This window comes from Hydrogenophaga sp. IBVHS2 (assembly GCF_002127215.1).
Taxonomy (GTDB): domain Bacteria; phylum Pseudomonadota; class Gammaproteobacteria; order Burkholderiales; family Burkholderiaceae_C; genus Hydrogenophaga.
On the sequence record NZ_NFUT01000001.1, the window covers coordinates 192610 to 206660 of the forward strand.

General features: G+C 59.7%; 15 protein-coding genes. 9 read left to right on the forward strand and 6 right to left on the reverse strand.

Annotation, left to right across the window (positions count from 1 at the left end; all coding sequences use genetic code 11):
- Positions 1–376: 376 nt before the first annotated feature.
- The 7 genes from CAP38_RS15590 (at position 377) to CAP38_RS00945 (ending at position 2461) form a co-directional block, all read left to right on the forward strand.
- Positions 377–670: a transposase gene (locus CAP38_RS15590; protein WP_373271376.1), complete on the forward strand. Its 294-nt coding sequence runs from the start codon at positions 377–379 to the stop codon at positions 668–670.
- A gap of 80 nt (positions 671–750) precedes the next feature.
- Positions 751–894, forward strand: coding sequence for a hypothetical protein (locus CAP38_RS15595; protein WP_373271377.1), 144 nt, complete (start codon positions 751–753; stop codon positions 892–894).
- A 101-nt stretch (positions 895–995) separates the two neighbouring features.
- Entirely contained in the window at positions 996–1121 is a 126-nt protein-coding gene (locus CAP38_RS15600; RefSeq protein WP_373271378.1) for a hypothetical protein, read from the forward strand.
- Between the two features lie 36 nt (positions 1122–1157).
- On the forward strand, positions 1158–1370 hold the full coding sequence (locus CAP38_RS15605) for a hypothetical protein (RefSeq protein ID WP_373271379.1): 213 nt from the start codon (positions 1158–1160) through the stop codon (positions 1368–1370).
- 54 nt (positions 1371–1424) lie between these two features.
- Positions 1425–1523 (forward strand): IS3 family transposase, encoded by a 99-nt coding sequence (locus tag CAP38_RS15610; protein ID WP_373271380.1) that lies wholly within the window; start codon positions 1425–1427, stop codon positions 1521–1523.
- Between the two features lie 91 nt (positions 1524–1614).
- Complete coding sequence (locus CAP38_RS15295) at positions 1615–1845, forward strand: hypothetical protein (RefSeq protein WP_179188418.1); 231 nt, start codon at positions 1615–1617, stop codon at positions 1843–1845.
- Positions 1846–1969: 124 nt separating this feature from the next.
- Complete coding sequence (locus tag CAP38_RS00945; protein ID WP_086119021.1) at positions 1970–2461, forward strand: GAF domain-containing protein; 492 nt, start codon at positions 1970–1972, stop codon at positions 2459–2461.
- Between the two features lie 741 nt (positions 2462–3202).
- Here CAP38_RS00945 and CAP38_RS00950 read toward each other — a convergent pair.
- From CAP38_RS00950 to CAP38_RS00970, 5 genes are all read right to left on the reverse strand, one after another.
- Positions 3203–3703: an integrase core domain-containing protein gene (locus CAP38_RS00950; protein ID WP_086119022.1), complete on the reverse strand. Its 501-nt coding sequence runs from the start codon at positions 3701–3703 to the stop codon at positions 3203–3205.
- Between the two features lie 175 nt (positions 3704–3878).
- A complete protein-coding gene (locus CAP38_RS00955) occupies positions 3879–5429 on the reverse strand; it encodes an AAA family ATPase (RefSeq protein ID WP_179188419.1) in 1551 nt (516 codons plus the stop codon).
- A gap of 16 nt (positions 5430–5445) precedes the next feature.
- Positions 5446–7617 (reverse strand): hypothetical protein, encoded by a 2172-nt coding sequence (locus CAP38_RS00960; protein ID WP_143435728.1) that lies wholly within the window; start codon positions 7615–7617, stop codon positions 5446–5448.
- A gap of 222 nt (positions 7618–7839) precedes the next feature.
- Positions 7840–9378, reverse strand: coding sequence for an Arm DNA-binding domain-containing protein (locus CAP38_RS00965; RefSeq protein WP_086119025.1), 1539 nt, complete (start codon positions 9376–9378; stop codon positions 7840–7842).
- Positions 9371–9610 (reverse strand): hypothetical protein, encoded by a 240-nt coding sequence (locus CAP38_RS00970; protein WP_035624045.1) that lies wholly within the window; start codon positions 9608–9610, stop codon positions 9371–9373. Before CAP38_RS00970 ends, CAP38_RS00965 begins: the two co-directional genes overlap by 8 nt.
- Before the next feature lie 150 nt (positions 9611–9760).
- On the opposite strand from CAP38_RS00970, the gene CAP38_RS00975 reads away from it, so the two are divergent.
- Together CAP38_RS00975 and CAP38_RS00980 are read left to right on the forward strand one after the other, a co-directional pair.
- On the forward strand, positions 9761–9970 hold the full coding sequence (locus CAP38_RS00975; protein ID WP_086119026.1) for a helix-turn-helix transcriptional regulator: 210 nt from the start codon (positions 9761–9763) through the stop codon (positions 9968–9970).
- A gap of 418 nt (positions 9971–10388) precedes the next feature.
- The gene (locus CAP38_RS00980) at positions 10389–11480 is read left to right on the forward strand and encodes an IS630 family transposase (protein WP_086119027.1); all 1092 of its coding nucleotides are present in this window, start codon (positions 10389–10391) and stop codon (positions 11478–11480) included.
- Here CAP38_RS00980 and CAP38_RS15120 read toward each other — a convergent pair.
- Positions 11454–13808, reverse strand: coding sequence for an NACHT domain-containing NTPase (locus CAP38_RS15120; protein WP_143435729.1), 2355 nt, complete (start codon positions 13806–13808; stop codon positions 11454–11456). The genes CAP38_RS00980 and CAP38_RS15120 overlap by 27 nt on opposite strands.
- Between the last annotated feature and the right edge of the window lie 243 nt (positions 13809–14051).

Consider the following 14051-nt stretch of genomic DNA (forward strand, 5'->3'; position numbering starts at 1 on the left):
GTCGCCTTCAAGCGCAAGCTGCTAGCGACACAATCCGCCCCTCCGATTCCAGTGCGCACAGCATGAGGTGCATTAGGTATCCACATCTGATGATGGCATCGATCAAACATTCATGTCTGAGATGCCAACAGACTTGGGAGCCCATGAGCTGGGAGGGTATCGTGCTAGCGCACCGCACGACCTGGCCGCACCTGCGCTGCTCGGGCTTGCATCTTTTGACTCGAAGCTTGAACGACTTGCCGCCTGTGTCTGCGTTCGGCATGTGGCCAGCACCACCTTCGCAGTCGACCGTGTCGAGGGCAGCGCTATGAGTTTTGGGCTGCTGCCGGTTTCACAGACACCTTGTTAAGGTGGAAGATGAAACCGGAGGTGGTTCATGGAGAGAAGAAGGACATTCAGCCGCGAGTTCAAGCTTGAGGCGGTCAGGCTGGTCACTGAGCGTGGGGTGGCAGTGGCCCAGGCGGCGAAGGACCTGGACGTTCACGAGAACGTGCTGCGCAAGTGGGTGCGTGAGCTGCGAGAGGAGCCCCAGGCGGCGTTCCCTGGCAACGGCAAGCAAAAGGCCCAGGACATCGAGATAGCGCGACTGCGCAAGGAGGTTGCCAAGCTCAAGATGGAGCGCGACATCCTGAAAAAAGCCGCAGCCTACTTCGCAAAGGAGTCGAAGTGAAGTTCGGCTTCGTGGCGAAACACCGAGGGGCTTGGCCGGTCAATCTGATGTGCGAGGTGCCCGGTGTCTCGCGAGGTGGCTTGTATGCATGGCTCACGCGGCCGAGGAGCCGGTGCAGCCTCAGCGACGAGGTGCTGGGCGCGCAGGTGCGCCAGAGCTTCGTGTGCAGCGACTGCACCTACGGCGCACGACTAGGGTGGCACGACGTGCTGGAGCAAGGCTAGACTTGGCGGCTGCACCGCATCGCGCGACTCATGCGCGAGCAGGCGCTGCGAGCCAGACCCCGGCGGCGTGGGCTACCCAAGGACCGGGGGAGCGCAGCGCGGTGGCTGACAATGTGCTGGGCCGCCAGTTCCAAGCCGATGGCTCGAACCAGAAGTGGGTGGCCGACTTCACCTACATTTGGGCCGCCGAGGGGTGGCTGTACGTGGCTCCTGTGCTGGACCTGTAACCGCGGCGTATCGTGGGCTGGTCGGTGCAGGACAGCATGACCTCACATCTCGTGGTGCGACGCCCTTATGATGGCTGTGTGGTGCAGGGGCAGACCCGCGGCGTTCTGCACCGCTCGGACCAGGGCAGCCGGTACAACAGCGAGCACTTCCAGAATCTGCTGGCTGAACAGGGCATCACTTGCAGCATGAGCCGGGCCGGCGAGGTCTGCGACAACTCGGCCATGGAGAGGTTCTTCAGCCCCCTCTAGACCAAGTGCACGGCCAGGAAGGTGTACCGAAGTCGAGGCCAGTCCTGCTTAGACGTGTTCGACCACATAGAGTGCTTCTACAACCTGACGCGCCGGCATTCGACGCTCGGCTATCTCAGTCCCGTACAGTTCGAGCAAGCTCAAGAAGCTTAGGTCGGTGTCAACGGAACCGGCAGCAGCCCACCCTGAGTGGCTCACTGGTTGGATCAATTCAGCTAAGGCTCGCAAACGGATGGGAGGCAGGATGGTCTCGGTTATTTCAGGAAGTTATCAACGCAAATCCGACGGCGAGTACTTCACCTATGTCGCGAAAATCCACTTGGAAGTGGACGCCTTCAGTGCAAAGGTGTTTGACGCGAACGGTGAGCTCGCTGGGACGCCCATGTTGTTTTTTGCCGGTACCTCTGGACTGGTTGAGGCACAGTGCCGCGAGTGGGTGGAGCGATGCATCCGCAACAAGGAAGGGGTCGCGTGATGCAGATGGGTATCTCTTTTGATCACGCAGCTCAGCGCATCTCGCATCTCATCAGTCAGCAGGATGGTCCTCTAAAGGTCCCCTACTGAGGTTGTACCCCTCTCACGCTTATCAAAGGATCTACATGACTGCACCGAAGCCGGCAAACGAAGACCAGCGACTTGCTGCTCTGAGGGATTTGCTCATCCTTGACACAGATCCTGAGGAGCGGTTTGACCGAATCACCCTGTTCGCCAAGAGTGAGTTTGACGTACCAATGGCCATCATCTCGCTTGTGGATGAGGAGAGGCAGTGGTTCAAGTCAAGGGTCGGACTGGGCGTCCAAGAGACTTGTCGTGATGTGGCATTCTGCAGTCATGCCATTCTCGGTGAGGACTGCTTGGTAATACCAGATGCACTGCTCGACCATCGGTTTTCGGATAACCCATTGGTGAGAGGGGATCCATGGATCAGATTTTACGCAGGCGCACCATTGCGCCTGCCCAGCGGTTTCTCCGTCGGCTCGCTATGCATCTTGGACACCCGGCCACGCACCATCGATCACACTGATCTGGCGATCTTGTGCAGCTTGAGGGATCTGGTGGTCGAAGAACTCGTCCGCAGGGAGGTCCCTTGATGGGTATTACCGCGCTGCGGAGGAACGAACTGCCTCACCTGCTCCTTGTTGAGCCCGACACTCTTATCAGAAGCACTGTGTCGGGTGTGTGTAAGCAGCTGAGCTTGGCCCAAGTACACCAAGCGTCCAGTGTCGCAGTCGCGCAGCAGATCCTTGAGGGTCAGCCTATGGACATGATGCTGGTGTCACTGAATGAAGGAGAAGAGGCATTTGGCCTCCTCGACAGACTTCGTGCAGGCGCTTGGGAGACCTCCTCCAGCATTCCTATCGCTGTCACATCTGGTCATGCACATGAGGTGATGGTTAATCGCATTCGGGGAGTCCACGTACGCAGACTGTTGCTACGGCCTTTCAAGATCAGGGACGTGGTCAATACGGTGGAGACACTGCGTGAAGCACTTGAGGAGAGGGCCTGAGGGGCGCTCAAGCTGCAGCCGGTATGAGCGTTGGCAAGTAGCAGTCAATGATGGGGTTTAACCTCGGGAAAGCGCCCTACCAATGCTAATCAGCTACTGGTAGCTGCACAACAAATCAGCAGCTGCCCGGCGGAGGCAATCGAATCTTCAATTGCGCCTTAGAAGTGCGGTTCACTGAGGCTTAGCGCACCCCAAGTTTGTCCCGGATGCACTCCTCGATCCAACGCTTGCAGTTCTCAGGATCGAGGTCAGCCTCTGTAAGGTGAGACAGCTCTGGAGCGCCTGCCTTATCTCCGTTTGAAGTCCCCTCGATTTCCTGAGCCAGTCAGAAGTAGAGGTTGGGGAACAGTTTGACACGGTACTCGACCGGAGGGATTCGGCCGAGAGCTTCATGGGGTCGGTGGTGGTTGTAGCGGTGCAGCCAGTCGGCAGTCATGTCGCGCACTTCCTGCAAGCTGTCGAACACGTAGCAGTCGAGCACCTCGGTGCGGTAGGTCTTGTTGAATCGTTCGACATAGGCGTTCTGCGTGGGCTTGCCAGGTTGGATGTGCTGCAGGGCGATGCCCTTGTTCTGAGCCCACTGGGCCAGGGCGTGCGCGATGAACTCGGGGCCGTTGTCCATGCGCTTGAGCTTGGCGTTCTCGTCCTGCAACTGGCGCAGCTGCGACAGGTGCGAAACGGTCATGCCCGAGAACTGGCTCTTCCACTTGTAGTACGTCGGCTCGCTCACACCGTGCTTCCTGCACGTCTCGCCGACCTTCGCTCCCATCTCGACTTCCTTGAGGATGCCGAATATCTGCGCTTCACTGAATCTGGACTTCTTCATGTAGAGACTCCGTCTGGGGGAATTCTCTACCTCCGAGTGGTTCAGGTTTTCGAGGGGGCTTCAAAGCGGATTTCGGACCTACCGGGTGGAGAACACCATCAAAGTCCAGAAAGATGATGATCAGACTGCAACCGACTGGTTGGTTAAGTTTTGGCGTGAGGGTGATTTGCTTTTCTCAGTGCAGCCATTCCATCTTCGGGTTCCCCGCTTCAACACTCTGTAGCAAGTCAGGAGACAGATCGGTGACCTTGATCCCACCCTCACCTCGACGAACTGCCGCTGCAGTGGCAGCTATCGTCGCTTGATAGATTTCTCGGGCGCTCAGGTGCGCCAGCGCGATGATGAGCTTTCTGTCCACATGCTCAACCTTCATTCCCACACTGGCCAACGCGCTCTTGACCACAGACCTGGCCAACTGGATGGCCTGCTCTGCATTCGGCATATAGATGAAGAACTCTTTAAGGCGTGATCGAAGCGTTGCCGGCACGCGCCATGGGTAGTTAGCTGTAGCAATCCAGGACACCTGACTCGCATCGAGCTCCAGGTTCAGGCTGATGTCGCGCACCCGGGCTGCTGAGACTGGCTCCAGCAAGGAGTGCAGCACAGAGGTCGGGGAAGTGAGCGCCCCTGAAGTGGTAGCCAAGCTATTGGCCTTGTCCAGCTCGTCGAGGATCACCACCGGATTGGCGTAGTCACCCAGCGCCAGCAGCTCAAACACGAGCCCGTAGCGAGAATTCCCCCAGCTCATGTCCGATCCAAGCAATGCTGAAGACGTCTCAGCCTGATCCATGGGGTGCCGACGCACGGGTACACCCAGGACCCCTGCCAATGCTTCGCAGAAGTGGGTTTTCCCGACCCCGGGGGGACCATTCAGGAGCATGGGCGGTAGCCGCGCAGCTGGCTTGCCTGCATTGAGCTCGCGGCTGCGCCGCTGCAGCGCCACATGGTTCGCCACGAAATCAATGACTTCTGCGAAGTGCGGATGATCCTGTTTCAGGTCCAGGATCAGCTTGACCGACAGCGGCAGGCCGATCAGCCGCAGAGGCCCTTTCATGTCTAACGCCTGGCCGATTGACTCATTGCGCTTGTGTAGGTCCGAGTCCACCGACTGTGCACCTGCTGCCATGCGATCAACATCCTCTGGGCGAAACACTTGCAGACGCAGGTTCGGCGACACGTTCTGCATGCTGATGCAAAACCCTTCCGGATCACCCGTGAGTCCGACCCGCTTGATGAGCGCCTCGCGCCTAGCTTGTTGGGCTTGAGCAGTGGTGATGGCGGCTTCTGCCTGTTGAAGCTTGCGCCGCTCCTCATCCTTGGCCTCTTGTTCTGCGTACCGCTGATTACTTGCCCTGCGGCGCTCCTCTTCCCTGGCAAGTTGCTCCAGCTCAAACCGCTCGTCACGGTCCAGCTCGTACTCTTCGGCTCGGTGCTGGGGTAGCAGGAGTGGGCTTTTTCCCCCGTCGTCGCCCACCCATGAGCACGGCACAAAGTGCTTTTCGGTCAACAGGCGACCGCGCCCCGGAGCCGTGGGGTGGGTGAAGTCAGCGGGTTGGCGCTTCGCCGGGGTGGGTCGGTCGCTCTTTTTCTTCAGCTCGCTCTCACCCGCTTGGGCGTCACCCTCAGCTGAACTCGCTGGCGGGAAGCAGCTCGAAGCGGTATCGATTGGCGGCTTGGGTTGATCTGCGTCCTGGCTCGGATCAGCTTGATGGGCTTGTTCGGTCATTTCCATCCTCCCGGGGTTACTTCAACGCGCGCAGCTTGTTGTAGTGACTTATCCGGATCGCCTCGAGCTGGGGAGGCACTCCCCGGGGACCGAACCTGCGGCCGACCTGGCCTTTCTCGATGAAGGACAGCGCGACCTCGGCTTCTGGCCGTTTGCGCACCAAGTAGGCGCGAAGCCGCTGCAGCACCAGAAGCGCCTTAGGGCCGGCGTAGTTCAGCGTGTAGACCTGCCTGTTGTGACCGATGCGGCGCTTGACCTCATGGATTGGTGCGGTGACACCCACACAGGATCGGAAGTGCTGGAGTGTTTGCAGACAGTTCTGGGTAACCTGAACGACCAGACGGTAGTTGGCATTTCGGTTTGGGTAGGTCTGGCGCACGATGGCCACACACCCGTCGCCATCGAGCATGCCAGCGGCCCAAGAGAGACTCAGACGCGGCCAAGGAATCGATCGGTCTTCATAGGCCCGGCGTTCATGATCCGGAATGCGGATTGCCTCTCGATCCACCCCCACAGGCAAGCTTTCAAAAAGCGGGACCTGCTCATCACCGGTGTCCTCGGTGTTACCCATGGTCGCGTCGACCCCGGCCGGGGTATGACCGTCCCAGGGCTCCACAGAGGCCCGTTGGTCGAGCTGAGACGGCGAGATGGCGGCAGCATCTGACGCGCCATCTGCTGGCGCAGCCTCGGTCACCTCATCGTTCGCAGCGCGGGTAGGCTGGATCCAGCTCAGTTCTGAGCTGATCGGGCGTCCACATTCCTGACCCTGAACAGGCAGCAGCACCCATTCTTTGTGATCGTGGCTCAGACGGGCTCTGGCCTCCTGGCGCGCAAGCCCAATCGCATCGGAGAAGGCTCGGGCCAGGGCAGAAAACTCGGGATGGATGGGACTCTTGCTGAGCGGGCCGTGTCGGCTGTCGAGGCGGTACTCCAGGAGCACCGCATCACTCAGGAGCTGCTGCAGCCAAATGCCTTCATTGATGATCTCGCGACCATCCGGAATTAGGTCTACGGACTGGTGATCAGGCAGGTTCGTGAGACGACTGTCTTGCGCAGGCTTCATCGCCTCAATGAATCGAGCCAAGATTCGGCGAAGTTTGAGCAGGGTCATCGGATGAGCCTTGCGTTCGGCGCAGCGCCCACCCCCTATCGCTGACAGATCGGCTGGCTCATTGGAGGCTGCCGGGATGCGAGTTCCCACTCGAGCCACCGGCAGCATCCCCAGGTCCGCGATCAGGCAGGCCAGGCGGACCAAAGAGACCTGGTCCTGACTCAGCCCAGCTGTCGATACCTGCTCAAGAGCGACCTGGCCGACAGCCAGCGGATGCGCGACGGCACCTGCGCGAACCGAAGGCATCACCTCGATCAATGCGCGCTCCATAGCGGGGCTTGAGATGGCTGCCATCGCGAGCGCCTGATGGGCAGGTTTGAGGCTCAGGATTGCGTGCTGCAGATCTGCGGTCACCGATTCGGGGAGTCCAAGGTGGTCGAGCATCCACGGGCCCGTGCCTTTGCCGGATCGGGGCTGATCAATGCCGGTCACCATCAGCGCATCTGGAGGGATGCCAGGGACGTTGCCATCCTGGGGTTTGACCGCCTGGATCCATCGCACGCTAGACGGATGCCTGGACGCGTCACCAGCAGCCCCGGCCTCCTTCTTTTGGCTTGCTGGCAGTACAAGGGACTGGTCTCCGCTGCCGAGTAGCGCAAAGGCAAGGCTGGCCTGGCGTTGCGGACTCACCGCCCCCGACTTGCTCAGATAGGGTCCCACAGGCCCCAGCGGATAGCCCGGACTGAGAAGCGTGTTCATCCGAAAGACCGAGCCAGGTTCAGCCAGCTCACCCAGCAGGTTGGGCATCTCGTCGCCAGGCTTGACCCGGTAGGACTCAAAGCCTCCCTCCTCTGCTGTGCCTCTTCCAGCATCGCGGTGGCTGGCGCCCTTGTCGCTGGCTGTCTGGCCTGGGAGCCCATTGGCGGCTTGATTGCGCAGGCGCGCTGCAAGCTGCTCACAGATCTCCTTGTCGAAGTTGCCGATTTCCTTGGAGAGCTTGGCGAGCAGCTCCATTCCAGGCATCAGGCTCGGGCTGCCATTGCTGCTGATCTCTGAATCATTGCGGCAGCCTCCGCTGTTCATGTTGAAGAGGCTGCGATCTTCATCGGACGGGAGATGGTTGGGGTGCGTGTTCATGGTGTTGGACTTTCGTGGTGATCGATTGAGGCGGTACTGCCCGCCGGGTAGCCAGATCAATCCAAAGCGGCGCTGCGGTGGTTCGGGCAAGGCTCCGCCTCGCCGGTGCAGCGGACGCTTGGGTCCGGCCGGTTCAAACTGACAAATGAGGTTGTGGGTGGCTAGGGTTGAACGGCGATGCGTTCAGTGGTCATCGCCCGTTGCTCCTTGAAACAAGGCTGTTCAGCCGTGCTTCAAGAACGGAGGTGGTGGTGGCGGCTTGAACAAGGCAGTGAACTCGGCATCGTCAATACCTTGCTGGCTTGCTCGACCCGGCGCTACGACAGCTGAAGGCTGCCTGCCTTTCTTTTGAGCGGGCAGGACCTCCATGTCCTTGGGCTTGGAGGTCCCGGCCTGCTCGTTGGCTGTCGTGGATTGTTCAAGCACCCCTGGAGGTGGTTGCTGGCTTCCTTGGTGCACCTGGTTGGCGGCAGCTCGCCCTTGCAGCACAGCATCTTCCTGATGACCTTCGGCTGGAAGCATGGCCACATCCTCCGGGAGTCGGATCACCAGCCCTTGGACGGGTGCCACCGAGATGTGCTGCTTCAAGAGCCGCTCCATCGCAGAGCCATCGCGCCGGGTCAGATTGGGCACGTACCGGCTGTACACCCGAAACAGCATTTCGGTGCTGGTGTGACCCAGCTGGCGCGCGATCCACTCCGGCGCCTCACCAGAGGCCAGCCACAGGGTCGCTGCGGTGTGGCGCATCTGGTAAGCCCGGCGGTGCGGAATATCAAGATGCCGTAGCAACGGCGACCAGACCCGGTTCAGGAAGTTCTGGTTGTCCATCGGCTCGCCCTTGCGATTGCAGAACACGAACTCCGAGATCTTCCCGGTTGCCTTGAGCTGCTCGTGCAGAGCATCGAACACCAGGTCGGTCATCTGGATGTCCCGCACGCTGCCGTCGGTCTTGAGCTCGTCCTCTTCCTTCATCACGATCGACTCGCGAACCAGGATCAGACGGCGCTCAAGGTCGACGTATTTCCACTTCAGCCCGTGAACTTCTCCAGTGCGCATGCCGGTAAAGAAGCGCAAGGTGAAGTAGCTGCGGTAGTCCACCCGAACGGTAGTGAGGATCTTCTGGACCTCCTCCAGCGTGAACGGCATGACGTCACTGCGCTTCATCTTCAGCGGCTTGATGTTGCGAAACGCAGAAGTAAACTCAAAGCGGTCGGCCGCCTCGTTGAGGATCTGCCGCAGCGGCTTCATCACGGAGTTGATGCGACGGTTGGACAGCGTGGAGAGGCTTTTGCGGGCGGGTACTTTGGCGAGTGATGCCCGAAAAGCCAGAACGTCTGCCTTGGTGATGTGGCCGACCTCTTTCTCCCCGAAGTAGGGAATCAGGTACTGGTCCAGCGATCCCCGTTGTGTGACGCGGTAGCTGCGGCGCCAAGACACCTCCGACTCGGAGAACCACATGTCGGCGAAGTCGCTGAACGAGGGAGTACCGCTGCGCGTGGTGGGCTGGAAAGCTTTGGCGTCGTTGCTCGAAGCTTCGGAGTCCGTATGACCAGACTTGGCTGGCTGCGGCTTGCCGAAAGTCTTCTCGTAGTCGAACGTGCCGAGGGCGATTTCGCCTTCGATGCGCTCAAGGGCCTTTTGCAGGCGCTTGCGGTTCATCGGCGTGTCCGCGAGAGCGGTGTACTCGCGCAGACGTTGTCCGGCATATCGGAAGTCAAGGAACAGCGTGCCCTTGCTGTCGAGGCGGCGGATACTACCCATGGAGCATGCCTCCATTGGCCAGCGGAATCGTGGCAGAGCCGCCCGATGACGCCATCGCCATATCGGCCTCGATGTGCTCCCAGATGTAAAGCGTCTTACGACCACCGAAGGGGCGAATGTAGTGACGCCCTTCGATAAGAACGCTGTCTTTGAGCCGATCGCGGATCGTTCGGCTGTCGTACTTGATCCGAGCGGAAAGCTCGTCCGTGGTGAGGTAGGTCGCTGTAGACACTGGTCACTCCTTTCATCCAATGCGACAATTCAGATGTCAAAAACGCTCGATGGATCGTTTTTTGTCATCTTGGACGACATTATGGACGCCTAAATGCCACTGTCAAGTGCTTTTTTGCATCCTGAGTGAAAAAAAGACACGGAGAGTGATGTGATCAAGTGCCACCTGTCCCGCCTTATGGGGGAGCGAAAGCTCAAGATCAGCGATGTCGCGCGGGACACCGGCCTTCACCGGAACACCATTACGCTTCTGTATCAGGAGACTGCAACCAGGATCGATCTCGATGCCGTCAACGCGCTCTGCAAGTACTTCAGCGTCGGCGTAGCTGACATGTTCGAGTACCTGCCTGACGAAGGCTGAGGACTTGCATCATCGACAGCGCTACTAGTTTGCCTAGGTCTTCCGGGCAGGTGCCCAACCAAGTGCGCACGTCGTTCTATGAACTTGCACATAGTGACGTTGCGCAAGACGCTGAAGGGGTAAATATCGCGTTCTGCCTCTCTCTGGTGTGTCCGCGCCTGACTGCCTGAAAGGCGCCTCTGCAGCGAGGGCAGCCTGTCGTCTTCTAACTCTCAATGACCGCAGCTTGCGGTGGATTCAACCGGTCGCCGCAACACTCGAGCTAACGGGCAAGGGCGACGCGAAGCTAGGCCCGCGCGGTGCAACATAGACGCAGGTGCCGAGCAGGATTGGTGACCAATCGCTAGTGTCCTGTCCCGGAAATAACTGGCATTAATCGTGCATGCCAGTGCGGTATCTTGGAACCGGAGATACCGCGATGAGAACAGGCAGGCCGAAGACGGAGTTGCTGCTGTCGGACGAGGAGCGTTCGCAGTTGCAGTCGTTCGCACGCAGCCGCTCGCTGCCGGCCGCGCTGAGCAATCGGGCGCGCATCATCTTGAGCAGCGCCGATGGCGAACTGAATTCCTCCATTGCCGAGCGCTTGAAGTTGACCAAGGCCACTGTGGGCAAGTGGCGCACGCGGTTCATCGAGCGACGCTTGGCTGGGCTGTACGACGATGTTCGCCCCGGCAAGCCCCGCACGATCGACGATGAGCGCGTGGCGCAGTTGATCAAGACCACGCTGCACACCAAGCCCGCCAACGGCTCCACGCACTGGAGCGTGCGCACGGTGGCCGCCGAGACGGGCATCTCCAAGACCAGCGTTCAGCGGTACTTCCAGCTCTTTGGGCTTCAGCCTCATCGCACCGAAGGCTTCAAGTTGTCCAACGACCCGTTTTTCGTCGAGAAACTGCGGGACGTGGTCGGGCTCTATCTGAGTCCCCCAGACAACGCTTTGGTCATCTGCGTGGACGAGAAGAGCCAATGCCAGGCGCTGGAGCGCACTCAGCCGATGCTGCCCATGGGGTTCGGTTACGTCGAGGGCGTCACCCACGACTACAAGCGCCACGGCACCACGACGCTGTTCGCCGCGTTGAACGTCCTGAACGGCGCGGTCCTCGCAACATGCAAGCCGCGCCACCGCCACCAGGAGTTCCTGTCCTTCCTGCGTGAGATCGACAAGGCTGTTCCCGGCGAACTGGACATCCACTGCATCGCGGATAACTACGCCACCCACAGCCATCCAAAGATCAAGGCCTGGCTGGCGGCGCGACCGCGCTGGCACATGCATTTCATTCCGACTTACAGCTCCTGGCTGAACCAGGTGGAACGCTTCTTCTCGCTGATCACCGACAAGGCAATCCGGCGCGGCTCGTTCACTAGCGTCAAGCAGCTCGTGCAGCGCATCGACCACTTCGTCGCGGCGTACAACACGAACTGTCAACCCTTCAAGTGGACCGCCACCGCCGATTCGATCCTTGTGAAGCTGCATCGACTTTGCTCACGTATCAGCGGGACAGGACACTAGTCGCCGGACTTCCGCTATCAGTGCGGGAACTTGCTCAACGTTACCAATAGCAATCACCGAATGAAACGCCTCGCGGTTGCGCTTCGCCACGTCGGACGACGCGAACCAGATCTCAAGAGCGGCGTCCGAAGCCGGAAACTGCCACGCAAGCGTCGCTATGACTCTTGCACGCACCTCAGGGTCGGGGTCGCAGCAGGCAATGTCCTGCAAGAAGGAGAGGTTCTCGCGTTGACTGCCAAGCCCATCGAGAAGGTTGTACTTTTTCTCGGGGGGCCAGGCACTGAACTGAGTCGTGAGTGCCTCGCCAAATGACCTCACGCTCAGGCCCCCGGCTTCATTGATGAGCGCGAAGGCGTCCGAGCGATCCGTGGTTCTAAGCAGTGCTTCAAGCTCGGACGCGAACACGGGGGAACGCGTTAAAGCCATACAGGCCAGCGCATGATTCTTTGCTCTGTTTGACGTCGCTGCGTGAAGCTGCCTAATGCCTTCTATGAGCTGTCCGAATGGACCATCAGGTTCTGCGCCCATTTGGACCTCCCCGGCCAACTTGCTGGCGAGCGACAGATCGGCACGAATTGCCAGCTCCACGAGCTTTACTCGCGGTCCGACAAACTTGTCCGTGACCAATTTCTCCGCTAGCAGGTCCAGAGATTCAGTCCATGCGGGCTGGTTGAATACCTCTAGCACCAGCTCCTGCTGCAGCCCATCAGGTAGGACCTCAGCGGTGAGCTGTTCGTGAACCCAAGTGGCTGCGAAAAATTCTTGGAACCGTTGGTGACAAAACTTCAGGACTTCCGAGTCTCGCTCGCGATGCAGCAGGTGCGTGTTACATAAGGCATCAACGACCTTCGTTGGTTCAACGTCGCGCCCTTGAACTCGGGTCGACTTCTGCAGCTCTGCCAAGGCGCGACCAACGACGCTGCGAGCCTCATCCACATGCATGTCGACCTTGCCAGCATCAGTCAGGTAGCGCGCTAGAGCCTTCAGGTACATCCGATGTTGCCCGTACAGCGGCGCATCATCGATTGCCGTCTGCCGTTGGTCAGGGGCCTCGAGGATAGGCTGTACCGCCTCAAGTAGCTCGTACATCGTGGCGGGAACCTCGTGCCCTCGTTGAGCCAAGAGAATCGCGGTGGAGAGGATCAGTGGATTGCGAGCTGTGTGCCGTAACGGCGTATCAGTTTGCAGCCGTTTCAGCAGACCAGAGCCAGTTCCGTTGGGAAGGGCTTGCGCGATTAACGCGCGCTGCCGGTCCCAGTTGAACTCGAGTACGCTGACCACGACACCTGTAGCGGCAGCGAATGGGCCCTCTGCGCGCCGCGAGGTGCAAACAACCATCACGCCTTGATGATCTGCAAGAAAGTCCTCTGCGCTAGCGATTGCACGCGCCTTGTCTGCTGCCGCAATTTCATTCCAGCCATTGAGGAGCAGAGCAACCTGTCCGTTCATCAGAAGCGAGGACAACCCATTTCTGTCAACCGTCGCGCGTTGTACGGCTCGCATGTTGGCGAGGTAGTCGAGGAGGGACTGCCCCGACCGCAGCCAGTTCGTGGCCGACGCGTACAGCGGAACGGGCATCCCAGGGCTTTGAATGAGCGATTCACCCAGTTCAACGAGGGCGGTCGTCTTGCCGATACCACCTTCACCCTCAATGACAATCAGTCGGCGTTCGTGGAGGAGAGCCGTTAGTGCGGCCACGTCCAATCGCTCTTGCGAGCCGGCGTCGGCGCCACGCGAAAACGCACAAGGAACTCGTTGCTGCAGCAGTTTGGCGGCCTTTGGGGCCTGGTCGAGAAGGCCTTGAGCCTCGGCTCTGAGAGCGTCGAGATTGGGGCTAACAGCTTTCGCCAAACGTGCCTCGCGGCTCTCCGCGGCAATTTCCGCCACCTGAGCAGCAAGGAAACAGGGGTCGTTGGAGACTAGGGTTCCCACGTAGTTCGCGACGATTTCTACATGTCCCAGAGCAAGCTGCCCAACTTCGCCGGTGGCTTCCGAGTAACCTTGTTCCAATGTGGTGAGGGTCTCGCTGACCAACTTGGGGTTGGCGCCTAACCTGGCCACCAAGTATTGCGTCAGTGCCTCTTGGGTCTTCGAACTAGCCAACCATTGCCGTACTGCCTTCGACTTCAACACGCTATTCGGTAGTGCGGGCTCACGGAGCAGTCTTTCGATAGTGACAGTGACTTGTCCTTGTACGGTTAACTCACTCAGTGCATCACCACCCTGTAACGCGGCGCGAGCACTGGCTCGTCTGCCGAGGCTTTCGACCTTGTCCATAACCCACCCGCCAGCTTTGCCCAGCACCGAATCGGCAATCCATTCCAGCATCAAGCGACTCCTCAGTCTTTCCACGCGAACCGGCCGTCTTGCCAGTCCTCCACAAGGACGTCCGGTGGTAACGGTGCCGTGCGGTCTATGGGCGTCAGCAAGGTGACGTCCTCGAAAAGTCCGCGAAGCTCTCGGTTGTTGGTCACCATGACCGTGCCTTCAGTAATCACCAGTGCAACAATGAGGGCCGGGGGGCGTCGAGGCTCGACAGTCCGTGGGCTCGGTCAATGAGCGCTCCAACAA